This is a genomic window from Candidatus Flexicrinis affinis (assembly GCA_016716525.1).
GTDB classification, from domain to species: Bacteria; Chloroflexota; Anaerolineae; order Aggregatilineales; family Phototrophicaceae; genus Flexicrinis; species Flexicrinis affinis.
Map to the genome: position 1 here is coordinate 784345 of JADJWE010000001.1, position 25096 is coordinate 809440.

A 25096-nucleotide genomic window follows, 5' to 3' on the forward strand; every position below is an offset into this window, starting at 1 on the left:
GTACTCTCTCGGTCCTTCCACCCTAGGCTACGAAACCATGCGGTTCAACTGTATGTCCACGTATTACCAATGCCACCGGTTTTCGCTGAGAGTTGTTTGAAAGTCGATGGTTGACAGATGGCGACGAACGGATAGCGCGTCGTTGCAGCGGCCATCGACAAAGTTGCACTATGGATCGACGCCGGCACGATGTACTCTTGCGGCGTTCGACGCTCTACGCCAAGGATCTTCCATGCGACGCGATCTGCCGATCATCGCGCTGCTGTTCTTTCTGCCGCTGATCCTGTTCTGGCCGCAAACAGGCGGTGGGATGACGCTGCTGCCTGCCGAAAATCTGTATCAGTGGGAGCCGTTCTACACTTACCGGGACGAGGCTGGCGCGCCCGATTTACCGCACAACCACCTGCTGAGCGACCTCGTGCTGCAGAACATGCAGTGGAAGACCTTCACGCGCGAGCAGTTCGCTGACGGCGAAATCCCGTTGTGGAACCCCTATCAGTTCGCTGGAGTTCCGTTTCTCGCTGCCGGTCAGCAGCAGGTGTTGTATCCGCTCGGCGTGCTCTACCTGATCCTCCCGCTGGCGGCCGCGTACGGCTGGTTTACCGTCATCCATTTGTGGCTGGCGGGCGTGTTCATGTTCTGGTTTGTCCGCGCGTTGGGGACGAGCCGATTTGCCGCTGTGCTCGCGGCGATCACGTATCAATTGTGCGCGATGCTGGTGACGAGCGCCGTGTTTCCGATGATTATCGGCGCGGCGATCTGGCTGCCGTTGATCCTGCTGGCCGTCGAGTACATCATCCGGGGCAGGACACTGGCGGGCCGGACGGCTTCGCCGCTGTGGGCCGCTGTAGGCGCGCTGGCGGTCGGGTGCAGCGTCCTCAGCGGGCACGCCGAGTTGACGATTTACACCCTGTTGATCGCCGGTTATTTTGCCGGAGCGCGCTTGCTGGGGCTGCTGCTGACACGTCAACCTTCCCGGCCAATTCTCGGCAAGGCGGGATGGCTGCTCGGCATGGTCGCGGTCGGCTTGTTGCTGAGCGCGGTACAGCTTGTGCCGCTGGTCGAGTTCGTGCAAACCAACTGGCGGGCGGAACGCAGCAGCTTCGAGCAGGTGTTGAGCTATGCCCATCCCGCGCGCGATCTGATTCAGTTCATCCTGCCGAACTTCTACGGAAGTCCGGCACACCACGCGTACTTTGACTTGTTCGGCGGAGAATGGCAGCCTGCGCTGACCCAACCCGATGGTCTGCGAGTCATCGACTGGGGGATCAAGAACTACGTTGAGAGCGCGCTCTACCTCGGGATCCTGCCGTTAGCCGTCGCGGCGTTCGCGCTGCTTGCGCCGCGGCAATCTGAGCGCCCGCCGTACCGGCTGATCTTCGTGGTGCTGGGCGCGGCCAGCCTGACCTTCATGTTCGGGCTGCCCACGTATGCCGCGGTGTACGCTCTGCCGGGGATCAACCAACTCAATACGCCGTTTCGCTGGATCTACGGGCTGACGGTCGCTGTCGCGATATTGGCCGCGCTGGGTGCCGATGCCGTCGCCAAGAACCGTGCGCTCGCCCGCTACTTTGGCTGGGCGTTGATCGGCACAGGCGGGACGATGACCGTAGGGCTGATCGCCGCGCGCGTCACGTTCGATCTGTGGGCGCCAGTCCTCGAACCCATCATCATGGGCATGGAGAAAGCCAGCGGCGCGTTCAGCGACATGGCGATGTTCTTCAGCTACCAAGCACCCAATGTGTTGATCCTCGCAGCGGCGACGGCTGGCAGCGGATGGGTCCTGCTGCGCCTGTTCGGCGACATTGACCGCGTGCGACCGGTTACCGTCGGCGCAATTGCACTGCTGGCGGCTGACCTGATGCTGGCGTCGTGGGGCTTCAACGCGGCCAGCGATCCGGCGCTGCTAGAGTACCGTCCGCCCGCGCTGCAGGTCCTGATTGAACAAGGCAACGACGGACGATATCTAGTGCTCAACCGCGACGGCCAGCGCGACATTCTGCAAGCCAACATGACGCTCCGCGACAGACTCGGTGACGTGCGCGGTTACGACAGCATCATATCGTCGCAGTTTGTTGCGTACATGCGTGAGGCGTACCCGCAATCTCAGCTCGACTTCAACCGAATCTCCGCGCTGTACGGATGGATGGACGTTCCCGCAGTTCTCGGCAGCGCGCGCTTCCAACTGCTCGGCGTGCGTCACATCGTGACACATCTCGACACCGAGCTTGATGTCGCAGGATGGGTGGAGGTCTACAGCGACCGCGCGGTGCGGATCTACGAAAACGAGCAGGTGCTGCCTTTGGCGGCTGTACTGCCGCCAGACGTAGTAGCGAGGCCCCTCGACCAGCCACTTGAGCCGGCGATGTTCATCGACAATGCGGCGCAGCTCGTCTCCGATACCGGCCGCGAGCGCGTATACACAATCAATCCCACGGGTGAATCGATACTGTTCGTCAGCGAGACGTACGCACCGGGCTGGAAGGCGTTTGTGCGCGCTGCCGGCGCCCCGGAGACCGACGAACGGGAAGTGCCGGTTGAGCGCGTGTTCGAGAACTTCATCGGCGTCGCGTTGAACGATCAATCGCCGGTCGACGTGCGCCTGATCTACAGCCCGTCGAGTTTCCAGATCGGGGCATTCGGATCGGTGATTGGCGTGGCGCTTACCGTGCTGATGGGCGGAGTCTGGGCGTGGCGTGCGCTGTTCGACCGCCGCCCCGACGCCGGTGGCACACGCCTGATGCGCAACACCGTCGCGCCGATCATGCTGAACTTGTTCAACCGCGGGATCGACTTCGCGTTTGCGTCCGTGATGTTCCGCATCCTTGGCCCCGAGCGCGCGGGCGAGTACTACTACGCGATCGTCATCTTCGGCTGGTTCGACATCTTCACCAACTTCGGCCTCGATGTGTACCTGATCCGCGAGGCGGGCCGACTGCGTGAACAAGCCGCGGCGCTGTTCTCCGGCACGACCCTGTTCCGGCTGATCCTCGCTGGCGCGGCGATTCCTTTACTGCTGGCGTTTCTGCTGATTCGTCAGGCGCTGGCCGACCCTCTGAGCGGCGCCGTTCTGCTGACGATTGCGTTGTTCTATGTCGGTCTGATTCCCGGCAGCTTCAGCAAGGGGCTCACCTCGCTCTACTATGCGTTCGACCGCGCCGAATACCCGGCCATGGTGACATCGCTCACGACCATCAGCAAAGTGACCGGCGGAGTCATCGCGCTCATGCTGGGCTGGGGAATTGTCGGGCTGGCGGCCGTGAGCATCGTCACCAATGTCATCACGTTGGGCGTGCTGCTGTGGGGCGCGCGCGACATCCTGCGGACGACGCGTGGCGCCAAGCCGAACCTGACCGCCGTTCGCTCGATGGCCGGCCAAAGCTGGCCGCTGATGCTCAATCACTTCCTCGCCACCGTGTTCTTCCAGATCGACATCGTCATCCTCGAAGCGATGAAGGGCGAGCGGGTCGTCGGGCTGTACCGAGTGGCGTATTCATGGCTGCTGGCGATCAACGTCGTGCCGGCGTTCTACACACAGGCGCTGATGGCGACGATGAGCCGGCAGGCCGCCGATGACCGCGCCGCACTCCGTACTACGTACCGCATGAGCATCAAGCTGCTGGTGGGGATTGCGCTGCCTCTCGCAGTGACGTTCACCATCTTGGCCGAGCCGCTCACGTGGCTGCTCGGCGGATCGGCGTATCTCCCCGACGGGCAGATCGCCTTACAGATCATGATTTGGAGCATCCCGATCGGCTGGATGAACAGCCTGACGCAGTATGCGCTGGTCGCGCTGGACTTACAGCGCCGCGTGACGCGTGCATTTGCCGCTGCGTGTGCGTTCAACATCGTCACGAATCTGATTCTGATCCCCACATACAGCTATCAAGCCGCCGCATTTACGACGATCGCGTCGGAACTGGTGCTGTGTCTATACTTCGCGCGACTCATGCATGTCGGCGTCGGCGCTGTCGGCTGGGTCGGCATGTTGTGGAAGCTGTATGCCGCCGCCGGGACCATGCTGATGGTGACGCTGGTCGCCTCGGCGATTGCCCCGAATCTGGCTGCGGTGATGGTCGGCGGGGTGGCCTATCTCGCGGTGTTTGTGCTTCTTCGCCCGTTTGAAGCGGACGAGCTTGCGCGCCTCGGCCCGATGCTCCCCCGACGCGCCATGCGGCTTCTCGGCGGGGCAGCAGTGTAGCCAACCGGAGGCCTGATGACGCTGCTCTACTTCCCGATGTGGCAGGGTATGGGACGGGCCTGCACGTTAGAGCCCGCTGCGCGTGCCTTGCGCGACCATCTGGGCGATGCTGCCGAGACGATTGCGGTCCCAGTAGACTCCGCTGGTGACCTGATGGAACGCAGCGGCGTGATCGGACTGGATGTGATCGCTCGCCAACTCCGTGACGCGCAGCACGCACTGGAGATGCACGAACCACAGCGTCTTGCGACACTCGGCGGGGACTGTGGCATTGAGGTCGCCACGATCGGTTGGCTCAACAGCCACCTTCACGGCGATCTGACCGTAGTCTGGTTTGATGCCCACGCCGATCTCAATACCCCGGAGTCATCGCCTAGCGGCGCGTTTCATGGGATGCCGCTGCGGACACTCTTGGGTGAAGGCCCCGAAGTCCTCGCGCCGCTCGTGCCGCGGCCACTGTGGCCAGAGCAGGTGCTGATGGTCGGCGTACGCGAGTTCGACCCGCCGGAAGCCGACTATGTCGCCGACAACCGCATGCGTGTGTTTCACCCCCAGCGCAATGCTGCCGACACCGATTCGCTTTTCGCCGCGCTCACAGCGCTCGGAACGCGACCGGTCTACGTGCACTTCGACCTCGACGTGCTTGATCCCGCGGGTTTCCCGTACACCGAATTTGCGACCGCAGGCGGTCTCAACGTATCGGATGCGGTTCGGTTGGTCGCGCGCATCCTCGACCAGTATCAGGTCGTCGGGATGAGTTTGACCGAGTATGCCGACCCCAACGGCCACGGGCTTGATGAAATCCGCCCCTTGCTAGAGCAATTCGGCCGGGTTGCGCGGGGTTAGCGCCGCCGGACGGTCAACGGCACGCCCGGGCGGGGCTCGATCGTTGCGCCCATGTGCATGTGTGGATGGGCCGGCCCGGCGCTGAGGTCAAACCGCTGAAGGACCCGTGCGATGATGACGCGGGCCTCAATCTGAGCGAAATACGACCCGATGCAGTTGCGCTTGCCTCCCCCAAAAGGCAAGAACGTGTACGGCGCAATTGTTGTGCCGGGCGCAAAGCGTTCGGGGTCAAAGCGATTGGGGTCCGGCCAATACCGTGCATCGCGCTGCGTCAGAAAGATTGAATACACAACGCGCGTGCCTTTGGGAATCACATAGTCCCGGAACAGCAAGTCGAGGGCGGCCTTCCGGCTGCCGAGGTGTGCCGGCGGATACAGCCGAAGGGTTTCATCGACCACCTGACGCAGGTACGTCAGCCCGGCGAGACTGTCCGCAGTGGGTGTGCCGGTGCCAAGTACGCTGTCGATTTCCGCCACGCACCGCTGGCGTACGTCACTGTGCTGGCCGAGCAGGTGAAACGCCCACGCCAGCAGCGCCGTGATAGTGTCGTGCCCGGCGATCAGCATCGTCATCATCTGGTCGCGGATGTTGGCCTCACTGAAGCCTGACCGGATCATCAGGCTGAGCATATCGTCGCGGGACGGGTCGGCGTCCAGTTCGGCGCGGCGCTTGGCGATCATGCCGGCGAAGTACGCGTCCCACTGGGCGATGGCGCGCTTGTAGCCGGGGCGCGGTACGCCGCTCCAGAACAACCACAGTCCGGGTGAGATGAAGTCGACCATCTTGAGCAGCGGGTTCCACAGCGGCGGCATGTCGGGCCGGTGATCGACGTCGAACAGCGTGTCCAACAGGATAAGCAGGGCCATCTTGCGGACTTCGACAAGCAGGTCTTGTCTGGAACCGTCCGGCCACGAGTCGAGCACGCGATCGGTGCAGCGCACCATCGCATCCACGTACGACTCGATCATGCCTTTGTGCATCGCCGGTTGAAGCTGACGGCGTGCGTCGTCGTGTGTGGGGCCGTCTTCCACCAGAATCCCGTGCGACAGAAGCTGCGTGATCGGGTCGGTCTCCATACGCCACAGCAGGTTGTCGCGCTGTTCGACCAACACCCACCGGCACGCTTCGGGCCCGGAGAGCATGACCGGGTTGAACCCGGGCGCGTTAACGCGGAAGATGTCCCCGAGTTCATCGCGCATGACCGGTAGTGCTGCCATGACAGATCGTTCGCGGATGATCGCACGCAGCGCCTTAAGGCCGATCTGAGGCGTCGGGGTGGGGATGATTGCGGCGGACATGCAGTGCGGTCCTTGCGTGGTGGTGCGATCCGCCGGTTATTATCGCACGCTTCGGTTTGCAGTCTACGCAAAAAAGCCCCGGCAGACGAGATTGCCTGCCGGGGCGATGTTGTGGGGCTCGACTGAGGTTCCTACTCGTTGCGGCCGAACAGGCGCAGAAGGAACAGGAACAGGTTGATGAAGTCGAGGTACAGGTTCAGCGCGCCGTAGATGCTGACCTTCAGCACCATATTGCCGTCGTTCTGGATCGCCGGATCTTCGGCCATGCGCTTGATCTTCTGCGTGTCATAGGCGGTGAGACCGACGAAGATCAGGACGCCGAGGATGCTGATGATGTAGTCCAGCCCGCTGCTGCCGAGGAACAGGTTGATCAGCGATGCGACGATAATGCCGATCAGGCCCATCATCAGGTACTTGCCCATCGACGTCAGGTCGGACTTGGTCGTGTAGCCGTACACCGACATGATGCCGAACAGGATCGCAGTCGAGCCGAACGCCTTGAAGATCGTCGCGTCGGTGTACACGATCAACACGGACGACAGCATGACGCCCATGAGGCCTGCGTACAGCATGAACAAGCCGGCAGCCAGCGTCGGGCTGAGCCACTTACGCGACAATCCGATGCTGAGCACAATGACGAGTACGAACGTGCCAATGACCGAGCCGATCAAGAGGACTGGGCTGAGCCAAATACTCTCACTGCCGGTGGCAATGGCAGTCTCGATCTGGTTGCTTACGAAGAACGCAACGAATGCCGAGATGGCTAAGCCCAAGAACATCCAGACGTAGACCAAGCGCATCACGGAATTCATGGTGATGGTGCTTACCGGGCTGCTGGCGATCGCATAATCGCCGCCCGGCTGCATCCCAATGGGGGAGTCGTTTCTAAACAGAGCCATTCCAATGTCTCCTACCTCAGACTGACGACGCCATTATAGCGAGAAATTGTTAACCCGCCGTAAATTCCGTTTCGGCGCTACCCAAGAGTTTGGGGTTGTCAAAGCACCCAAAAGTTGTCCGGCGTCGTATTCCCTGTATAGTTGAGTTGGTGTGCGCGATACGCAAAGGGGAAGAAATGCGGCGCGGGACCATTTTCATCATCCTGTTTGTGTTGATTGCCGCGGCGCTCGTAGCCGCGACCACGCTGCTGCGCAGTCAACCACCTGTGGAAATCGATGTCGCTGTCGATCCGCTGGCCGAGCCGTGGCTGCGCGCCGCCGCGCTGGAATTCAACACGTCTGGCGTGACCGTCGGCGTGGGCCGCCCTGTGCGCGTCAACGTCATCGTCGCGCCGGGGATGCAGATCCTCAACGAGCCGTGGTCGTCGAACAACCACCCGGACGGCTGGATTCCGGCGTGGTCGGCCTTCGCGGCTGCCATTCGTATGTCCGTGACGACAAACACCGAGGCGCTGTCGCTGGCGCGCACGCCGTTGGTGTGGATGCGCGACGCGTCCGACGATAGTCCGATTAGTGCCCTGACGTGGGACGGTGTGCAAGAAGCTGCCGCCTCAAACCGTATCAACATCGCGTTTTCGTCGCCGTCGCTTTCGGTGCAGGGTTTCGCCGTGCTGTTGTCCGGCGCGGCGGACTTTCACGACTCGGGCGTATTGGCCGACGCGCAGCTAAACGATCGGGCGATGCGCGATTGGCTGCTTCCGGTGATCGAGAGCGTGCCGAGTTTCAACACCATCCCCAATGACGTGGCGCAGTATGTCGCCGGGCCGCAAGGCCGCACCGTCGACGTCGCGATCGGGCCGGAAAGCCAATGGCTGACCTCGCTGAGTGTGCTGGCACGCACCTATACGCCAGAGTTCGCTTATCCCGACTATCCGGTGATGTTCGATTTTCCGTACATCACGCTGTCGAGCGTCCAGACGACCGACGACGAGCGCGCCGCTTCGCAGGCGTTTGCGGCGTTCCTGCTGAACGGCGCGCAGCAGGGGGCGCTCGACACCTACGGACTACGGCCGGCAGTGGGCGAGCCAGCCGAGACGTCTGACGTGTTTATCGGCGGGGAGCGGTACGGGATCATGCGCCAGCTTCCAGTCAATCAGGCGATACAGCTTCCGCAGCCCAGCGCCATTAGCGGCCTGCGCCAGTGGATACTCAATAACGGCGGCTAGCCGGTCCCATGGTCGGTTTTCGAAGGAGTCATCGCATGTCGTTCAAACGGATAGTGCTCGTGATGCTGCTTGCGGTCGTCGTCCTCAGCGGATGCGATCAGGGTGGCGGATCCACTGGCGGAATTCCTGCCAACGCCATCCAGATTTCGATTGTCTATTCGCCCGAGTTCGCGCCGTTCATGCCGGGGCTGATGGATCAGTTCAACACGGCATACGCGGAAGGGCGCAACCCGGTCACCGGGGCGGCACTTGCGTCAGGCGAACGTCCGATTCACATCACAGGTCGAGACGGCTCGTCGGGCACCGTGATGCAGGGCATCGTCAACGCCATCATCGCGCCAAACAACCAGAATGTTGAACGCCCGACGATCTTCTCGCCGTCGGTCAGCCATTGGCTCGCGCTGGCGAATTTCCAGAGCGGCCGCCAGTTGTTCGACCTCGCCGATACGCAGGCGACCGCCCTCGCGCCGGTCGTGATGGCGATCTGGGAGAGCCGCCTGAACGCGATTCAGCAGACGGTCGGCTATGACGAGGTCGGTTGGGAAGAACTGCTGCAAGTCCTGAACAGCCCGAACGGTTGGCAGGACTTCAGCCTGCCGAACGCGCGCCGGCAGGTGTACTACGGGCACACCGACCCGTACGTCAGCTCGACCGCGCTGTCGACGCTGATCGCCGAGTTCTATGCGTCTGCGCGGACAAATGGCTTCACGGGCCGCGTGCTGACGCTCGACGAGGTGCGTGACGAGGATGTGCAGGAAGGCGTGCGGAACATCGAGCAGTTGATCCGCCACTACTCGCGCCGCACGACCGAGTTTCGCGAGTACATCGCACAAGGCACCGAGTATCTCGATTTCGTCGCGCTTGAGGAGAACGACCTGATCTACATCAATCAGGGCAAGACGTCGCTCAAGCCGCCTGAGCGCCTCGTGGCACTGTACCCCAAAGAAGGCACATTCTGGCACGAGCACCCGATGGGCATCGTCAACGCCGACTGGGTTACGGCCGAGCAGCGTGAGGCCGCGCGAGTCTTCGTCGACTTCATGCTGACCGAACCGGTTCAAGAACTCGTGATGGAGAACGGTTTCCGTCCGGCCAACCCGGCCGTCGAGCTGGCGTTCCCGTTCGTGCCGGAAAACGGGATCGATGTCGATGGACCGCCGGAGGTGCTGAACGTCCCCGATCCGGAAGTCATCGCCGAAATTCAGCAGAGTTGGGCGTTCGTCAAGAAGCAGGCCGACGTGCTGCTGGTGATCGACGTCTCCGGCTCAATGGACGGCGACAAGATCACGCAGGCGCGGGCCGCCGGGGAGGCGTTCATCAACGCCCTCGAAGTCGATAACCGTGTGGGCCTAGCCGTCTTCAGCGACGACTACCGCGAGCTTGTCCCCATGAATCGGCTGGAAAGCAACCTGAATCAGGTCCTCCCAGCGGTTCGCAACGTGCGTGCTTCCGGCGGTACCGAGCTGTATCTGGCGGTGCAGCGCGCGGTCGAGCAGATGTCGGCGATCGATGACGATAACCGTATCCGCGCGGTCGTGATCTTGAGTGACGGCCAGGACACGGGCACGCAGGGAACGACGCTGGCCGACGCGACCCGTGCGATCAGCGCGACGCGCGAAGACCTGAACCCGGTCATCGTCATTCCGGTGGCGTACGGCAGCGATGCCGACATCAACGCGCTCAACGCGATTGCCCGCGCCAGCGCGACGCGTGTCGCGTCTGGCGATCCGTCGAACATCGGGGCAGTGCTGGACATCATTTCCAGCTACTTCTAGGGTGGTCTTACGCGGCTGACTGGCGATCAATGTGTGACCCAGTCAGCCGTTTTCTACCGTACGCTTGACCTATCCCGGCAGATGACAACGGATAGGAACCGGTGTATCCGTTATAATGGCGCCGTTGAATGACCGGATTGAGGATGCCATGCGGGATCGGCGCCCCGTCGACGAACTCTCGATTGAAGAACTAGAACGCATTCTAGCCATCCGCAAGCGCGAACAGCGGATGCAGCGGCTTCAGCGGCTGAAGCAGGATGGCCGTGTTATGCACGCTGCGGCTGCTCCGGCCGAGGCCAATCCACAGAGCCTGCCGGTACAGGCCGCCACGCCCGCACCTGTACAGAAGTCGCCGGCCGCACCGCCGAGACCGGTGCCCCAGACATCGGAGCCGCGCTTCGAAGACGATCTGTTTACCGAGCGCCCGCCGGACGACCCCGAACGTGCGGCCCAGCGCAAGAGCGCTATCAATCGTATTCTGTTGGTGGTTGAGATTGCCGCTGTCGTCGGGCTGCTTTTCCTCGGCACGGGCATGATCATGTCCATCAGTGCGTTGGAACAGGAGACGCGCGCGGCGCAGGAACTGGCAAATCAGCAGCGCAGTGCGGGCATCCCCACGCCCCAGCCCACGTCGATCCTAACTGTCCGCATCGAAGACTATGTGCTGCCGGGCGGGCATGTCATCGAAGCCGACGATACCGTACGCTTCAACCTCGAAGAGTTTATTGACGATGTCCCCGCGCATCTGCGCGTGGCAGTCCAGCAGCAGGTGCTCCCGGTGAACATTGTCCGGCCGCCCGAGACGCCGGAGACCGCACGTTCCATAAGTATTCCTCGGCTCAACCTCGATCAGTCGATCGTACAAGGGACCGACTGGGAAGCCCTGAAGGAAGGCGTAGGGCAGGTGCAGAACGGGGCGTATCCCGCAGCGGCGACTGGCAACGTCGTGCTGGCCGCCCACAATGACATCTATGGCGAGCTGTTCCGCGACCTCGACCAGATGCGGGTGGGCGACGAGTTTACGGTCCGGACGAACTCGCGCACGTTCGTCTACCGTGTTCGTGAGGTTCGGATTGTCGACCCGACCGACACGTATGTGATGGACGATCAGGGTGTGCCGACAGTGACCTTGATCAGTTGCTACCCCTACCGCGTCAACAACAAGCGGTATATCGTAGTGGCAGACCGCGTCGACAACGCGGGCGCATAGAGCAGACAAAGGCACATTACACATGCCACCGAAGAAGAAATCTAGCGGCCAGAAGCGGATCAACAAGGACGTTCTCGAGCGCGCACGTCAGCAGGCCCGAGCGCTCGAAGAGCAGGACGACGACTCGGTTGCCGAGAGCGTGGAACCCGCCGAGCCGGTTTCACAGACGCCCGCGACGGCAGCGTCGTCAGCGCCAGTGCGGCGGAGTGTCTCGACGGCCAAACGCCTCCGCGAGAAGAACGAAGAAGCGCGTAAGAAGGCACTCACCGCCGAGGAGATCACCGAACTTTTGGCCAACCCGACCAAAGTCGTGACCTCCGATGAACTGCGTGCGCAGTACGGTTTCGTGTTAGCCGACCTGCGCAGCATGGGCATTTTGGCAGCGGCATCATTCGGGGTGTTGATCCTGCTGGCGCTGGTGCTGCCGCGCTAAGCGGGTGGTTGAGAGCAGTGAGGTTCGGCCAATCTCGACGACTGTTGAACAGTCCGAAACCCGGGACTAATTGCGCCGGCTTTCGAACGTTGGCCTAGTTGACCGTGGAGCAAGGGGTGATCGGAGATACGCAGGATCGTTGGAGCTCCGTCCCGGCCTTTGCAGGCTTGGATGACGTGAGTCTGCGCCGCATCAGCGCTGCTGGTCATCCGCATGCGTTTCAGGCGGGAGCCGAGATCTTCTGCGAAGGTACGGCGTGCGCGGGCCTGCACATCGTCACCGAAGGGTTGGTGCGCATCTACCGCATCAGTCCGGAAGGGCGTATGCACACCCTCAGCCTGCTGCGCCCTCCTGCGACGTTCAACGAAGTCGCCGCTGTGGATGGCGGCCCGAATCCATACAACGCCGTGGCCGTTACTGCAAGTGAAGTCGTGGTGATCGGCCATCACGCGTTGGTGGAACTGTTGGCGGAAGACTCCGCGTTCATGGCGCGCACGTTACAGTGGATGGCGCGCGTGAACCGCGACTACATCGAACGCCTCGAAGATATGACGTTCCGCAGCATCCCGTCCCGACTCGCCAAGCTGTACCTGCATGAGACAACCTACGCCGATCAAATCGGCGAATCACCGTCGCGCTTATCGCAAGAGGAAATCGCAGCGATCCTCGGCACGACGCGCGAGGTGGTAGGGCGCGCGCTGCGCGCGCTGCTGAACGCCGGCCTGTTGAAGAAACGGGGACGGCTCGTATTTGTCGCCGATCGTGAGGGACTGGAATGTCTCGCGGAGTCGAACGTCATGCCGCAGGCGATCCCCGAACGCTGACGGCCAACGCTTGCAAAACCGGCACATAAAAGACACACTTAGGCGACGACTTAACGCTGCAGGGGTGGCCGGCGATGAGTGAGCCGCGCGTACAGCGGGTGCTTTCCAGCGACGACCAGATCGCACCGAAGAAATACGAGTTTCGAATCGATTCTCGGCGCCTGATTGTGCAGGTCGAGCCGGATCTGATTGTCGGAAGGCGGCAGAATGACGAACCGGACGACGACGTCGATATCGACCTCGGCCGGTTCGGCGCGGGCGAACAGGGTGTAAGCCGCAAGCACGTGCAGCTTCTGGTCGAGGCCGGCGACGTATTCGTCACCGACCTTCAAACGACCAATGGCACGCGCCTGAACGGAAAGACCTTGCGCCCCGGTCAGCCGTACCGCTTGCGGGACTCGGACGAGCTGGAACTCGGGCGGTTGCGCCTGACGGTGCGGTTCATGTGGACGTAACCCGCGCACGAGCGCAGGTCGAAACGCGACGATAGGATCGAGTGTGTATCGCAGCTTCACGGATCGGCTATTAGGCGGGGTATGCGGTGGGATTGCCGGCGCATTCCGTGTCAACGGATGGATTGTGCGGGCGTTGTTCGCCGTTGGCGCACTGCTGACGTCCGGGGCGGTCGCGCTGTATTACGCCGCGCTTTGGCTGGCGATGCCGCAGGGTTCGCTGGTGGTCCGGCGCGGCGGCTTCATGTCGACCCTCGCCGTACTGCTGCTGGGCGTCATCATCGTCGGTGGATGGATCGCCGAGCGATATAACCTGCTGCCGATGCCGGCGGGCCAGAGCCTGTATCTGCCGGTCGTCGTCGCCGTCTTTGGGCTGATCCTGATCTTCCGGCAGGTGAGGGCGTAATGCGCGGTCAGCGGAACTTCCTCATCGGCCTGTTGGTGCTGGGTGTCGGCGTGGTCCTGATCGGGCAGGCGCTCGGCGTGTGGCCCGCCGGCCTCGGCGATCTGCTGCTGCGCGCGCTTCCGGCGATACTGGTCGCGCTTGGTTTGGGTGCCATACTGCGCGGGCGTGTCCCGTTCGCCAGCATCATCGCTCTCGCGATTACCGCGTTCATCGTCGTCAATATCGCGCTGGTCGCGTTTTCAGGTCGTGCCTCTCAACAGCGTACCGATCAGACCGTGGTCGTGGCAGAAGCCGTCAGCCCGAACGTGACGCTCGTCAGCATTGAGATCGCGCTGCTGTCGTCGGATCTCGACCTGGTGGCCGACACCAGCGGACAGCGCATCGTGAGCGGGCAGTTCGTCGGCAGCACTGAGAGCGCGGTGGATGTAACGTACGCGGATGACGGGACCGGGCGTGCGGTCTTGAGAATCACCGAGTCGCAACCCAACCCCTTCCCTGATCTTGAGGATGTCGGGCGCGGGCAGCTCGCGTTGACTCTGCCGGCGGGCGTCGGGCTGGATATTGCCGTGCGTGTACAGCAAGGCGCCGCGACATTGAACCTCGACCTGCTGGATCTCGAACGCCTGAACCTTGACGTCGTGCGCGGCGATGCAATCGTGAACTTGCCGGATTACCAGCCGCGTTCGCCGTCCGTCACGGCTGACCCGACCGCCCCGATCGGAACGCTGACCGTGGCAGACGGAGGCATCACAGTGGCCGTGCCCAGCGGTGTCGGCGCGCGGTTTGAACTCAATCGCGCTGGCAGCGGGATAGACCCCCAATACGACGCAACACTGTACAATTATCTGGTCGGTGATGTGCTCGAGTCGCGCAATTTCGACCGGGCAGCAACTCAACTGCGCTATGTCATCAGTGCGCGTGGCGCGATTCGCATTACCGAGATTGCCCGGTAGCACCCTTTTCACATTGTGAGTGGACTTATGCGTGAATCGTCTGGCGGCATTCACGGGATGCGCGCGTTCCTCGTGGTCTGGGCCGGTCAAGTCGTGTCGCTGTTCGGCACCGGTATGACCCGCTTCGCAATCACGCTGTGGGCGTGGGAAAAGACCGGCGAAGCGACTGCGCTCGCGCTCGGTGGCTTCTTCGGCTTCGTGCCGGGGATCATCCTGAGTCCGATCGCGGGTGCGCTGGTCGACCGCTGGAACCGCAAATTGGCGATGATGGTCTCGGACCTCATGGCGGCGGTGTCGACCGGCGCTCTCTTGTTGATCGTCTTATTGGCGGGCGCCGAGAAACTCGAGTTGTGGCACCTCTACGTGGCGCTTGCAGTCGCCAGCGCGGGGGAGGCATTCCAGTTCCCAGCATATTCGGCGGCGATCAGCACGATGATCAGCCCATCGCAGTACGCGCGCGCCTCCGGCCTGCAGAGCATCGCTGAGACCGCCTCTGGCATCTTCTCCCCCGTGTTAGGCGGCGTACTGTATGTCACCATTGGCCTGCAGGGCCTGCTGTTCATCGACATCGCGACATTCCTTGTCGCAATCGGGGCGCTGCTGATCGTCCGCATTCCGCAGCCAACCCGCACCGAGGCGGGCGTTGAAAGCCGGTCGGGCGGGTTCTGGACGGAGGTGATGTACGGCTTCAAGTACATCAAGGATCGGCCAAGCCTCCTCGGGCTTCAGCTCGTCTTTTTCGGCATCAACCTAACCGCGTCGTTCGTATTCACCATCATGCCGGCGCTCATATTGGCACGTACCGAGACGTCGCTCATTCCGATCCAGAATTCGACCCTTCCGGCAGTGGTGTCGGCGGGACTGAGCGATGGGGTCCTGCTCACAGGCGACAAAGTACTGCTCGGCGCGATCTTGGCCGTCGGCAGCGTCGGGGGATTGGTCGGTGGCCTCTTCCTCAGCGCATGGGGCGGCCCCAAGAAGCGCGTCCACGGGGTGCTGATGGGCATGTTCGGTTCGAGCCTGCTTGGGACAATGGTGATGGGCCTCGGACAAGTTGGTGTCGTGTGGGCGATTGGCGCGTTCTTCGAGTCGTTCTTCATTCCGATCCTCAACGGGTCGAATCAGGCGATCTGGCAGGCTAAGGTGGCTCCTGACGTACAGGGGCGGGTGTTTGCCGTTCGCCGACTCATCGCACAGATTTCGGTGCCATTGGCGATGCTGATGTCCGGGCCGTTTGCCGACTTGATCTTCGAGCCGGCCATGCAGCCGAGCGGTGCCCTTTCAGGTGCGTTTGGCTGGCTCGTAGGCACGGGATCCGGCGCGGGTATATCGCTGATGTTCGTTATCGCGGGTATACTCGGCATGATGATTGCGGCCGCCGGCTATCTCGTGCCTGCGATTAGAGATGCCGAGACCATCTTGCCCGATCACGCGATGGCGGCGGCGACCACCTAGACGGGAGGCCCACAGTGGCGAACCCAGCGGCTCTGCGACTGCATGTTCGCGGCGAATCTGAGGCTTTGGATGTTGTCGTCGACGAAACGCCGCTTGCGCTGGGACGGCGCGACAAAGACAGCGGCGTCGCACCCGGTATCGACCTCGGGCCATTCGGTGCGCGGCGTCATGGTGTGTCCCGCCATCACGCCGATCTGTTCAGCATTGACGGGGCGGTCTACGTCGAGGATCTCGGCAGTCGCAACGGCACGTACGTGAACGGCGAGCGCATCGCCCCGTATGTCGAGCATCGACTGTTTGACGGCGATTGGCTTCGCCTCGGGAAGTTGAATTTGCTGGTCAACTACGTCGACTGACGCGAGCTACGTACCGAGGATCCCCGCGATATCTTCCGCGGCGCGCTTTGCGGCATACAGGACGTAAGCCATGCGCGCGTCCTTCTCGGCCAGCACTGCCAGCGAGGCGCGACCGGCCGGATACACCACCATCACACCTTCTTCGGCTTCCATCATCAGGCGTTCCAGATCGCCTTGAGCGAGGCGTCCGAGCGTACGCTCGGCGAGGCTGATGAGCGTTGCAGACATGGCGGCGACTTGCGGACTGCTGGTTGGATTCTCGTGCGGGTTGTCTTCGTTGCCGGGTGGAAATGCAGCCACCAACAGCCCGTCCTTGTTGACGATCACCGCCGCCTTCACGCCATCGACAATCGCGTAGAGCGTACGGAGTTTCTCCTCAAGGGCGTCGCTTCGGTACTGCTGTTTCCGCATAACGGCCTCGGTCCATGCAGCCATGTGAGAGAGTCTGTTCAAAAGTGTACCACGTTACGCGCGGCGCAAGCACTTAACTCTACGTTCGTGAAGTGAGGATCGTCCGCGCGTCTTCGTCGGCCAGCGTGCCGAGGTAGTAGCGGTCGGCTTCGCTGAGAGGCGCCTTGAGCAGCAAGTCGGGGCGGTTGTCCCACGTGCGGCGAAGCTGCTGCCGTCGCCGCCAGATCGCGACGTCAGCGTGATTTCCTTGCTGAAGAACGGCTGGAACGGCCAGTCCATTGTACTCGGCTGGCCGGGTGTACTGCGGGCCTTCGAGCAGGCCGTCCGCGTGACTGTCGCGTTCATGGGCGCCTTCAGCCCCAAGCAGACCCGGCACATGGCGCATCACTGCGTCGATGACGACCATTGCCGCAAGCTCGCCGCCAGTCAGTACATAGTCGCCGATGCTGATCTCGTCGGTGATAAACAGGTCGTGGGCACGCTCGTCAATTCCCTCGTAGTGGCCGCATAGGAACACGAGCCGATCGTGCTGAGCCAGCTCGCGCGCGACCTCATGCGAGAGGAGCCGGCCCTGCGGTGACAAGTAAATCACAGGCGGCTTGTCCTCACCCAAGACGGCAGACACCGCGCGATCGAGCACGTCGACGCGCAGCACCATCCCGCCACCGCCGCCGTAGGGTGTATCGTCAACGGTGCGGTGGCGGTCGGTCGACCAGTTGCGGATGTCGTGGGCTTCGAAGGACAACAAGCCGCGGTCGCGGGCCTTCCACATCATGCTGCTGTTCATCGGCCCGTCGAACATTTCCGGGAACAGAGTCAGGACGTCAATGCGCATGACTACTTTCTGCCGAGCAAAATGCGCAAAGTCGCGGATGTCTCCTGCACGCGCCGGCTGTTCAGGCTAAAGCACTTGTTAAGGTCACGCCGGCGCTCGTTCAAGTAGCCTGCGGCAACCAACTGGCGCAAGTGGCGCGACGCGGCCGACTGGCTGAGGTTGAGCATGTGCTGGAAGTCCTGCGAGCACAACTCGTTGTGCTGCGTCAGCAAGGACAGGATGTGAAGCCGCGTGTCGTCTGCGAGTGCCGCGAGCTGGGTCAAGAGGTCGCGCAAGCTGAGCTCGGTGGACACGTTGGCAATCCCTTCCGGTACGCGCGCGCCGAAGATGAGGTAGGTTCGGCCCGCTTGGTCCGGTCCCGAATGCGAGACGTACGGACCGGTATGCAGCGACGGCACAAAGATGATCTCGTTGATCTGTTCTTCGTTGTGCAGGAAATTCGTCATGTCGCGCCCGGTGACGGCTTGAATAGCCTCCAGCGGGGTTAGGTCGGTCAAGTCGAGCTGGTCGAATAGGGCGACCGTCTCATACAAGACCGGGCGCGAGCGTTTCCACTCGTCGGCGAGGTATAGATCCCACATGCGCTGCAAATGATCGGCGAGAAACGCCCCGCACCGCTCCGGCGCTTGCAGCATGTCGAACGCCGCACCCACGTGCTCGGGGTCAAGTTCCTCGCCCTTCGCCGCCATGTGTTCGACAATATGCTTGACGAAGGTGGCACGGTTGGCCATCAGCTCGTCGACACTGACACCCATGTGCTCGGCAGTCTCGTCGATGTACTGGGCGACCGCGTCGGCGAAATCGTGGTGCCGCATACGCTCGATCAGATCGGGGAATTCCAGCGGCTCGTCGCTGAGAGGGATCATGTCCGCAAGGATACCGGCGACATGGTTGTCACGGGCGATCTCTGGGCTGAAGCTCGCCGCGGTGGCGGCGATCCAATCGCTTAGGCCTGAGCGCAAGTCCGCCATATTCATCAGCAGCATGGAGTTGATGAGCGTGCGTGCGGGGTAGACGGCGACGCGCACGGGCACGGTGCGGGGAGCAAGGACAAAATCGGTGCGAAACATAGTGGCGAATGCCTCCGTTATTCCGGTTTCCCGCAATTGCGAATAAACGCAAAAACAGCGTAACACGGATTGCGATGCGAGTCAAACGGTCGCCGCGCGGTGCCGGCATGGAACGAAAAACCCTCGCCTTCTGAGAAGCGAGGGCTGAACTGTTCGGAAGGAACTGCGGACTAGCTGGCGATCTTTTCGGCCTGCGCGTTGAGCGCGTTTTGCCGAGCGGTCGGGTGCAGCATCACAGCGATTGCCGCCTGAGCCGCTTGTTCGGCATACGACCACTGCCCGCCGTTGGGGTCTTCATCGTGATAAGCCGCGCACCCGATCAACCGTGCGGCTTCCTTACACAGATCGCTGACGATGCTCAGGTCGATGACATCTTGGCGCTTCCACCACTGGTTGACGACCTCGCCTGGTGCCTGAAGCACGGACGTATCGAGCAGTTCGGCAATCGCTGCCTGTTTGTTGAGGATGTCGCGGAACAAATCCCACTCGGCGCGCGAACTACCGGGTTTCAACACGGAGTGACGCCCATACTTCGCCTGATAGCGCGCACAGAGCGCGACCAACTCGGCGCTGTGACAGGCGATGTCGAGTGCCTTCCGTGTATCCATCGATGCCTCCCGGTAGTGTTAAATCTATATGTAGTGTTTAACACAGATTTAACCCATGATAGCACGATTCGGTAGGCTGTAAAGCAGGCAGAATCTGCGCGTTGGTTCCTGAGTCCTTACGGGTACTTGCGATTCAGCATGCGCGCATAAGGAATGGTCTCGCGGACGTGCTGCAGCCCGCAAATCCAGGCGACAGTGCGCTCAAGACCGAGGCCGAACCCCGCGTGCGGTACGCTGCCGAAGCGGCGCAGGTCGAGGTACCAAGCGTATGCATCGCGGCTGATGCCGATGGTCGACACACGCTGGTCGATCAACTCCGCGTCCCAAATGCGCTCGCTGCCCCCGGTGATCTCTCCATACCCCTCCGGCGCCAGCAGATCGACACTGCGGCACACTTCGGGGCGTCCCTCGACCGGCTGCATATAGAACGCCTTGACGGCGCTCGGGTAGTGATAGACGAACACAGGCCGGTCGAACATCTCGGTCAGCGCCGTCTCGTGCGGGCTGCCGAAGTCTTCTCCCCACTCGATCTTGAGCAGTTCCTTGAGTTCAGGATCGTCGGTCTGTTCGCGCAGAGTCGTCAGGCGCTCGACGGCTTCGTCGTAGCTTATGCGCGGGAACGGCGACACGATCGACTCCAGTTTCGCCACGTCGCGCTCGAGCAGCTCAAGTTCGGGACGGTGGAGTTCGAGCACCCGCTGGACGACCGCCGTGATCATCTGCTCCTCGGTGTCCATCAAGTCCTCGAGCGAGTAGAACGCCATTTCCGGCTCGAGCATCCAGAACTCGATTAAGTGGCGACGGGTCTTTGACTTCTCCGCTCGGAATGTCGGACCGAAGCAATACACCTTGCCGAACGCCATCATGTTGGCTTCGTTATACAGCTGGCCGGTCTGAGCCAGATATGCCGGTTCGCCGAAGTAGTCAAGCTCGAAAAGAGTCGTCGTCTCCTCGCCGGCGGCGGGTGTGATGATCGGTGTATCCACGAGCAGGTAGCCGTTGTTGTCGAGCCAGTTACGCAGCGTCGCCACGATTGTGGCACGAATGCGCAGGATCGCCCACTGGCGCGAGGAGCGCAGCCACAGGTGCCGGTTATCCATCAGGAATTCCGTTCCGTGTTCCTTCGGGCCGATCGGATAGTCCTGAGTGACCTGCAGCACCTCGAACGTCTTGATGTCCAGTTCGTACCCGCCGGGGATACCCTTGGCGCGCTCGTCCTTGCGGACCGTGCCGGTCACGACGACCGACGACTCTTGCGTTGCTTTGTCGGCGCGGTCGAACTCGTGCTCATCGAGGTTCGGCTTGAACGCAACGCAGTTGAGGATGCCGGTGCCGTCTCGCAGCAGCACAAACGCGAGCTTGCCCTTGCCGGTCTTGTTGTACACCCAGCCACGCACGGTCACGTCCTGCCCGACGTGCTCGGCAATGTCACGAATCGCGATTACAGGCGCCACGGCCCGCTCCTTTACAGTCACGCTGCTGCGAAAACGCCGGCATTATATCATGCACTAGGACAAGGTGATCTTTGGCAGGGTTACACATGTGCAGATCGCACAAAACTGCGTTACCCTTGATTCAACGCGAGTCATCAAGCGCGTCTAATTGCACCTTAAATCGAATAGGCGAAAATCAATGTTGTATCGTTTGGACGGAGGATAAGAAGATGCTCGGACATAGTCCCGCCAATTTCCACGTCGAGTATATGGATGTTGCACAGCACTGGTCGCCGGACTCCGAACGCTACGGCGGTGGAGACTGCCTTATTACGTTGATGCTGCATGGCTGGGAACTTGACCGCACGGTACTGATGGAATACAAGTGGTTCGGCGGAAACCGCCGTGTTCGTGTTTATCACTGCACGCTGACCCGTGCAGGAGACCGTCTGGTCATGCCCGTTGTGCACAACCCGTACGTCAACCGCTTGATCCGTACGATGCAGCTCACGGTCGAGCCGTTCGAGACGGGGAAGTTGAGCCGTGCCCAAACGGCGTAGCGGGCACGGTGTGATGTGAAGGCAACGCGACCTTTGTCGTTGTACGAGTCATCCTGGCAAGCGTAAGTTGAGACGCTGAAGCGCCCGCTCAGCAATAATACCGATCGCGCCGGCGATCGCCCGCGTCACGGGGGCGCCGCGTCCCGCCGCGGTGCTTTCCCCTGTTCTGTTCTGTGCAGACGAGAAAACAACGTTTCTCAATTGCGTTAGCGCGCGTACGGTCGTCGGAAAACGCGCCGCAGCTGCGGCGTCGATCGGCCCGTTAAGGCTCGCGCGGAACGGCACGCATCACGTCTGTCGCTCCCAAGTGCAGCGCTTCGGGCTGGATCCAGCGAAGAATTGGCCGGTCGTCCGCGAAGTGGAAGACAAACTCGTGGCGCTCCGCTCCCCCGACGAGCTGTGTTGAGAGGTGGAACGCTGCCTCGTCTACATCCCATGATCCGCGTGCGGCCCACTCGCCATAGTCGGTCGGTGTAACGCGCCAGACGCCGTCAAGCCCAGCCCGCAGCGTCATCGCACTTTCGTCCTCGTACTCGAACGTAACGGCGCCTTCGTTGGTGCTCATGAACGAAAGGCCGTAGCCGACCAGCGCGCACGGACGTGCGACGCTAACTGTGTGTTTGGCGGGCCAGAAGCTGGTGTGTATCGGTCTCAGCAGATGAAACGACATGCCACTGACATCGAACGCGATGTCCGGCAGCGGCGCGCGCGGTGCTGCTGACGGCATCGCTGCCCGCTCAACCGCGGCGCGCAGGGATGCGTGCACGGCATCGTCTGCCGGTAGTTCCGTGTCTGACACTGCGGCTGCTAGGATTCTGCCCTCGATGAGTTCGTACGGAATCGACTCGTAGACCTGTTCTGACGTACTCCCGTAGCTGGTGACGACAACTACCATATCGATTGCGGGCGCAACGGCGATGAACTGCCCACCCAGTCCAACCGCTGCATATAGAGAGGGTTTGAACAGCCACCAGTGATAGCCGTACCCGGTACGGTTCTCTGCATCGTAGAAAGGACACCTGCTCGGATCGGCACACCGTACGAAGTCGACCCAGGCTTGCGACACGAGTCGCTGGCCGTTCCACACGCCGCCATTGAGATACAAAGCGCCAATGTGTGCCATATCGTGAGGAGTGAGATGAAGCCCGAACGACCCAAGCGGCATGCCGACGTCATCCGTCCACCACGTGTAGTTCGTGATCTCCAGCGGTTCAAATAGAACCTCGTCGGCGAACTGCCACAGCGGCTTGTCGATTGAGTTCTGAATCGCGCCGAGCAAAAGGCACGAGTTGAGGTCGCAGTACTCGAACCGTCGATAGGGCGGATAGGTCGGCCGGCTCTCGGCGAACAGCAGGTCGGCGACAAACGCAGTGGCATCGCCGGAGTCCATCGCAGCACACTCGTTCCGGAATGTCGAACTGCACGAGATCCCGCTGCTCATCGCGAGGAAGTCGGCGACCGTGGCGGACCGCGCAGCGAGGTTGACTTCATCCGGCGCGAACTGTGGAAACAGCTCGATGATCGGCTGGTCGACCGAGTCAATCAACCCACGGTCGATTGCGATCCCGACGAGCGTAGCAGTCACGCTCTTTGTTGCCGACCACAGTTGATGCGGTCGGTCGGGCGTGTAGGGGTAATAGTAGACATCGAGCACGATGTGTCCGTGACGGACTACCGTAAGGCTATCGAGCGGAAGCTCGGCATCGTCGATGAACTGGAGCGCGTCCAGGAGCAGGGCCGAGTCCATGCCCTGCTGCTCAGGTGGTGAGACGGGCCACCCTGCAGAAGGGCGTGATAACTCGTCATCGGCCAGTGTCGGCGGGGTAACAGCCAAGGCGAATACGAGGCCGACTGTTATGAGTAGGGAACACGTTCTCATTTCGGTTCCCTCCTAGAGTGCAACGGATGGGGCGGCGAACTGCGGGTATCGACTGCCGCCCCATACTCTTCAACTTTGAATGAATCTGATCGTATCCAGTCGTCAATCGGAACTGCCGTCATTCACGCATCGACGCCTGAACCTGTTGCGTCGTTAGCGTTGCAGCGTGTACCCAGCCAACGAATGCGCGCTCGCCGTCGAAACGCATGTTGAAGAGCTGTCGATCATCGTTGCCAACAGTCCTCAGTTCAAATCGGAAGCTAACAGGCCCCTCATACCAGGCGCCCCGTGCAGCCTTCATACCAAACTCGGTCTCAACTGTTCTCCACACGCCATCGAGTCCGATAGGTATAGACATCTCCGAGCCGTCCGCGTAGGTGAGGGTCAGAACCGCTGTGTCCTCCTCGTCAAACGTGATGCTGAACGAGGCGATGTCGAGCGGTTGCCCCGAATACAAGTCGCGCTCGGCTAGCCAGAAGTGTGCATGCAGCGGGCGCTTGAAGTCGTACATGTGGCCGCTGATTGCACTCGCGATTTCGGGCAAGGGGGCTGGTGCGCCAGGCACCGGATTTGCCAAGATAGCCACTTCGGCGCTGAGCGCGCCATAGGCTTCATCGTCGACCGGCAGCGCCTCATCCGATGCAACTGAACCGAGGATGCGGTCTAGAAACACGCCGTATGCAATCTTCTGCTGTGCGGGATCCCAATCAATTCCGGGGCTGGTGATAACCCCGACGATATCCCTGTCTGGATTTACCAAGAGCATCTGACCCGTTAGATCCCACGACACGTATGTGCCAAAGTCGACCAAGAACCAATGGTGACCGAACCCCACATGGATGGGGTAGGATACATTGGCCGCTCCCATTGGCTGCTCAAAAAGACAGCTTTCAGGATCGACGCATGTGACAAAATCGATCCACGATTCTGAGACGACATCATTGTCCTCCCACTGTCCGCGGTGGAGATACAGGTAGCCCAGCTTAGCCATGTCGTACGGCGTGAGCCAGAGTCCTGCGGCGCCGAATGGGACATCCCGTTTGTCAGCCATCCATGTGTAATCTTGAATTCCGATTGAGGCAAACAGCTGGTTCTCTGCGAACTGCGGGACTGCATCAACAGTAACGTCCGATAGCACGCCCATCAGCAGGTCGGAATCGAAGGTGCAGCCGTTGTCAAAGACCTGTCCGTTCTCCAGATTCCGGCGGCCCTGAGCAGCGATCAGTTCAAACCTTGCCACCGCTGGATAGTCCGACGCTAGCGCATCGGGCTCGATGTTCAGCCAATCGCAGTAGAATCCACTACTCCACGCCAGCAACTCGCCAACCGTCACACCTACTGCCGGATTCAGCTCCAAAGGAAGAGCAGCGTTGGGGAGCAGCTCGCGTATCGGCTGATCGAGACTCGTGATCAGACCTTGGTCCATCGCGATGCCAAGTAGTGTGGCAGTGAATCCTCTTGTAGCACTTGCGAAATGATGCTTCATGTCCGCGGTGTACGGATAGTAGTAGGCGTCGAGCACCACATAGCCGTTGCGGATGACGGTGAGGCTGTCGATCGGCAGCGCTTCGTCTTCGATGTATTGCAGGGCCTCGAGCAGTTTGGCCGAGTCCATGCCTTGTTCTTCGGGGGTGGAAGTGCGCCACTCCGCACCCGGGAAATACGTGTCGTCTTGTGCGGTGGCTGGCAGTGCCAGTGACAGCATCGCCACCACACCCAATAGAACTGCCCAGCGGATACACGTTTTCATGGCGGTTCCCTCCTGAAAACGAAAAAGACGTTACGCGCTGTGGCAGGTAACGTCGGTATTCTGATGGTTATGTGTCAACAGCGCGGGGCAACCGGGCTAAGAGCGATTTGGCGCTCTACACTGACTTTATTACAGATCGTCTTACGCGTCTTGAGTCCAACACGACCAACACAGTGATGCGCGGAGGAAACCGCTCTCCGACGGGTAGCGGCTGAA

Annotated in this window: 22 protein-coding genes; 13 read left to right on the forward strand and 9 right to left on the reverse strand. The window is 61.4% G+C overall.

Annotated features, from left to right (window positions below; all coding sequences use genetic code 11):
• Positions 1-232: 232 nt before the first annotated feature.
• Positions 233-4201 carry an oligosaccharide flippase family protein gene (locus tag IPM16_03210; protein ID MBK9122118.1) on the forward strand — a complete coding sequence of 1323 codons (3969 nt, stop codon included), beginning with the start codon at positions 233-235 and terminating at the stop codon, positions 4199-4201.
• Between the two features lie 15 nt (positions 4202-4216).
• Positions 4217-5047, forward strand: a complete 831-nt coding sequence (locus IPM16_03215) for an arginase family protein (protein MBK9122119.1) — start codon at positions 4217-4219, stop codon at positions 5045-5047.
• Here the strand turns inward: IPM16_03215 and IPM16_03220 are convergent.
• Together IPM16_03220 and IPM16_03225 are read right to left on the reverse strand one after the other, a co-directional pair.
• Positions 5044-6345 carry a cytochrome P450 gene (locus IPM16_03220; protein MBK9122120.1) on the reverse strand — a complete coding sequence of 434 codons (1302 nt, stop codon included), beginning with the start codon at positions 6343-6345 and terminating at the stop codon, positions 5044-5046. The genes IPM16_03215 and IPM16_03220 overlap by 4 nt on opposite strands.
• Before the next feature lie 131 nt (positions 6346-6476).
• Positions 6477-7157: a Bax inhibitor-1/YccA family protein gene (locus IPM16_03225; GenBank protein MBK9122121.1), complete on the reverse strand. Its 681-nt coding sequence runs from the start codon at positions 7155-7157 to the stop codon at positions 6477-6479.
• Between the two features lie 263 nt (positions 7158-7420).
• On the opposite strand from IPM16_03225, the gene IPM16_03230 reads away from it, so the two are divergent.
• The 10 genes from IPM16_03230 to IPM16_03275 all read left to right on the forward strand — a co-directional run bounded on the left by IPM16_03230 (position 7421) and on the right by IPM16_03275 (position 16334).
• On the forward strand, positions 7421-8470 hold the full coding sequence (locus tag IPM16_03230) for a substrate-binding domain-containing protein (GenBank protein MBK9122122.1): 1050 nt from the start codon (positions 7421-7423) through the stop codon (positions 8468-8470).
• A 35-nt stretch (positions 8471-8505) separates the two neighbouring features.
• Positions 8506-10245, forward strand: coding sequence for a substrate-binding domain-containing protein (locus IPM16_03235; GenBank protein MBK9122123.1), 1740 nt, complete (start codon positions 8506-8508; stop codon positions 10243-10245).
• Between the two features lie 148 nt (positions 10246-10393).
• Positions 10394-11455 carry a sortase gene (locus tag IPM16_03240; GenBank protein ID MBK9122124.1) on the forward strand — a complete coding sequence of 354 codons (1062 nt, stop codon included), beginning with the start codon at positions 10394-10396 and terminating at the stop codon, positions 11453-11455.
• A 22-nt stretch (positions 11456-11477) separates the two neighbouring features.
• Complete coding sequence (locus tag IPM16_03245; protein ID MBK9122125.1) at positions 11478-11888, forward strand: hypothetical protein; 411 nt, start codon at positions 11478-11480, stop codon at positions 11886-11888.
• 116 nt (positions 11889-12004) lie between these two features.
• Positions 12005-12712, forward strand: coding sequence for a Crp/Fnr family transcriptional regulator (locus tag IPM16_03250; protein MBK9122126.1), 708 nt, complete (start codon positions 12005-12007; stop codon positions 12710-12712).
• A gap of 74 nt (positions 12713-12786) precedes the next feature.
• Positions 12787-13167 (forward strand): FHA domain-containing protein, encoded by a 381-nt coding sequence (locus IPM16_03255; protein ID MBK9122127.1) that lies wholly within the window; start codon positions 12787-12789, stop codon positions 13165-13167.
• A gap of 43 nt (positions 13168-13210) precedes the next feature.
• Complete coding sequence (locus tag IPM16_03260; GenBank protein ID MBK9122128.1) at positions 13211-13570, forward strand: PspC domain-containing protein; 360 nt, start codon at positions 13211-13213, stop codon at positions 13568-13570.
• A complete protein-coding gene (locus IPM16_03265; protein ID MBK9122129.1) occupies positions 13570-14523 on the forward strand; it encodes a hypothetical protein in 954 nt (317 codons plus the stop codon). The genes IPM16_03260 and IPM16_03265 overlap by 1 nt, the downstream gene beginning before the upstream one ends.
• Positions 14524-14580: 57 nt before the next feature.
• Positions 14581-15978 (forward strand): MFS transporter, encoded by a 1398-nt coding sequence (locus IPM16_03270; GenBank protein MBK9122130.1) that lies wholly within the window; start codon positions 14581-14583, stop codon positions 15976-15978.
• 14 nt (positions 15979-15992) lie between these two features.
• Positions 15993-16334, forward strand: a complete 342-nt coding sequence (locus IPM16_03275; protein MBK9122131.1) for an FHA domain-containing protein — start codon at positions 15993-15995, stop codon at positions 16332-16334.
• Positions 16335-16340: 6 nt separating this feature from the next.
• On the opposite strand, the gene IPM16_03280 is transcribed toward IPM16_03275, so the two are convergent.
• The 5 genes from IPM16_03280 to asnS form a co-directional block, all read right to left on the reverse strand.
• Positions 16341-16769: a roadblock/LC7 domain-containing protein gene (locus IPM16_03280; protein MBK9122132.1), complete on the reverse strand. Its 429-nt coding sequence runs from the start codon at positions 16767-16769 to the stop codon at positions 16341-16343.
• A gap of 55 nt (positions 16770-16824) precedes the next feature.
• A complete protein-coding gene (trmD, locus tag IPM16_03285) occupies positions 16825-17580 on the reverse strand; it encodes a tRNA (guanosine(37)-N1)-methyltransferase TrmD (GenBank protein ID MBK9122133.1) in 756 nt (251 codons plus the stop codon).
• A gap of 2 nt (positions 17581-17582) precedes the next feature.
• Positions 17583-18650 (reverse strand): winged helix-turn-helix transcriptional regulator, encoded by a 1068-nt coding sequence (locus tag IPM16_03290; protein MBK9122134.1) that lies wholly within the window; start codon positions 18648-18650, stop codon positions 17583-17585.
• A gap of 170 nt (positions 18651-18820) precedes the next feature.
• Positions 18821-19258: a hypothetical protein gene (locus IPM16_03295; GenBank protein MBK9122135.1), complete on the reverse strand. Its 438-nt coding sequence runs from the start codon at positions 19256-19258 to the stop codon at positions 18821-18823.
• A gap of 116 nt (positions 19259-19374) precedes the next feature.
• Positions 19375-20712 (reverse strand): asparagine--tRNA ligase, encoded by a 1338-nt coding sequence (asnS, locus tag IPM16_03300; GenBank protein ID MBK9122136.1) that lies wholly within the window; start codon positions 20710-20712, stop codon positions 19375-19377.
• A 209-nt stretch (positions 20713-20921) separates the two neighbouring features.
• On the opposite strand from asnS, the gene IPM16_03305 reads away from it, so the two are divergent.
• Complete coding sequence (locus IPM16_03305) at positions 20922-21251, forward strand: hypothetical protein (GenBank protein ID MBK9122137.1); 330 nt, start codon at positions 20922-20924, stop codon at positions 21249-21251.
• A 262-nt stretch (positions 21252-21513) separates the two neighbouring features.
• On the opposite strand, the gene IPM16_03310 is transcribed toward IPM16_03305, so the two are convergent.
• Together IPM16_03310 and IPM16_03315 are read right to left on the reverse strand one after the other, a co-directional pair.
• Positions 21514-22998: a serine hydrolase gene (locus IPM16_03310; GenBank protein ID MBK9122138.1), complete on the reverse strand. Its 1485-nt coding sequence runs from the start codon at positions 22996-22998 to the stop codon at positions 21514-21516.
• 250 nt (positions 22999-23248) lie between these two features.
• Entirely contained in the window at positions 23249-24880 is a 1632-nt protein-coding gene (locus IPM16_03315) for a serine hydrolase (protein ID MBK9122139.1), read from the reverse strand.
• Between the last annotated feature and the right edge of the window lie 216 nt (positions 24881-25096).

What these genes read in the sequence shown, in the direction of transcription:
- IPM16_03210 (MBK9122118.1), top strand. Translation starts at nt 233, where the DNA reads ATGCGACGCGATCTGCCGATCATCGCGCTGCTGTTCTTTCTGCCGCTG.
- IPM16_03215 (MBK9122119.1), top strand. Translation starts at nt 4,217, where the DNA reads ATGACGCTGCTCTACTTCCCGATGTGGCAGGGTATGGGACGGGCCTGC.
- IPM16_03220 (MBK9122120.1), bottom strand. Translation starts at nt 6,345, where the DNA reads ATGTCCGCCGCAATCATCCCCACCCCGACGCCTCAGATCGGCCTTAAG.
- IPM16_03225 (MBK9122121.1), bottom strand. Translation starts at nt 7,157, where the DNA reads ATGAATTCCGTGATGCGCTTGGTCTACGTCTGGATGTTCTTGGGCTTA.
- IPM16_03230 (MBK9122122.1), top strand. Translation starts at nt 7,421, where the DNA reads ATGCGGCGCGGGACCATTTTCATCATCCTGTTTGTGTTGATTGCCGCG.
- IPM16_03235 (MBK9122123.1), top strand. Translation starts at nt 8,506, where the DNA reads ATGTCGTTCAAACGGATAGTGCTCGTGATGCTGCTTGCGGTCGTCGTC.
- IPM16_03240 (MBK9122124.1), top strand. Translation starts at nt 10,394, where the DNA reads ATGCGGGATCGGCGCCCCGTCGACGAACTCTCGATTGAAGAACTAGAA.
- IPM16_03245 (MBK9122125.1), top strand. Translation starts at nt 11,478, where the DNA reads ATGCCACCGAAGAAGAAATCTAGCGGCCAGAAGCGGATCAACAAGGAC.
- IPM16_03255 (MBK9122127.1), top strand. Translation starts at nt 12,787, where the DNA reads ATGAGTGAGCCGCGCGTACAGCGGGTGCTTTCCAGCGACGACCAGATC.
- IPM16_03265 (MBK9122129.1), top strand. Translation starts at nt 13,570, where the DNA reads ATGCGCGGTCAGCGGAACTTCCTCATCGGCCTGTTGGTGCTGGGTGTC.
- IPM16_03270 (MBK9122130.1), top strand. Translation starts at nt 14,581, where the DNA reads ATGCGCGCGTTCCTCGTGGTCTGGGCCGGTCAAGTCGTGTCGCTGTTC.
- IPM16_03280 (MBK9122132.1), bottom strand. Translation starts at nt 16,769, where the DNA reads ATGGCTGCATGGACCGAGGCCGTTATGCGGAAACAGCAGTACCGAAGC.
- trmD (MBK9122133.1), bottom strand. Translation starts at nt 17,580, where the DNA reads ATGCGCATTGACGTCCTGACTCTGTTCCCGGAAATGTTCGACGGGCCG.
- IPM16_03290 (MBK9122134.1), bottom strand. Translation starts at nt 18,650, where the DNA reads ATGTTTCGCACCGATTTTGTCCTTGCTCCCCGCACCGTGCCCGTGCGC.
- IPM16_03295 (MBK9122135.1), bottom strand. Translation starts at nt 19,258, where the DNA reads ATGGATACACGGAAGGCACTCGACATCGCCTGTCACAGCGCCGAGTTG.
- IPM16_03305 (MBK9122137.1), top strand. Translation starts at nt 20,922, where the DNA reads ATGCTCGGACATAGTCCCGCCAATTTCCACGTCGAGTATATGGATGTT.
- IPM16_03310 (MBK9122138.1), bottom strand. Translation starts at nt 22,998, where the DNA reads ATGGACTCGGCCCTGCTCCTGGACGCGCTCCAGTTCATCGACGATGCC.
- IPM16_03315 (MBK9122139.1), bottom strand. Translation starts at nt 24,880, where the DNA reads ATGAAAACGTGTATCCGCTGGGCAGTTCTATTGGGTGTGGTGGCGATG.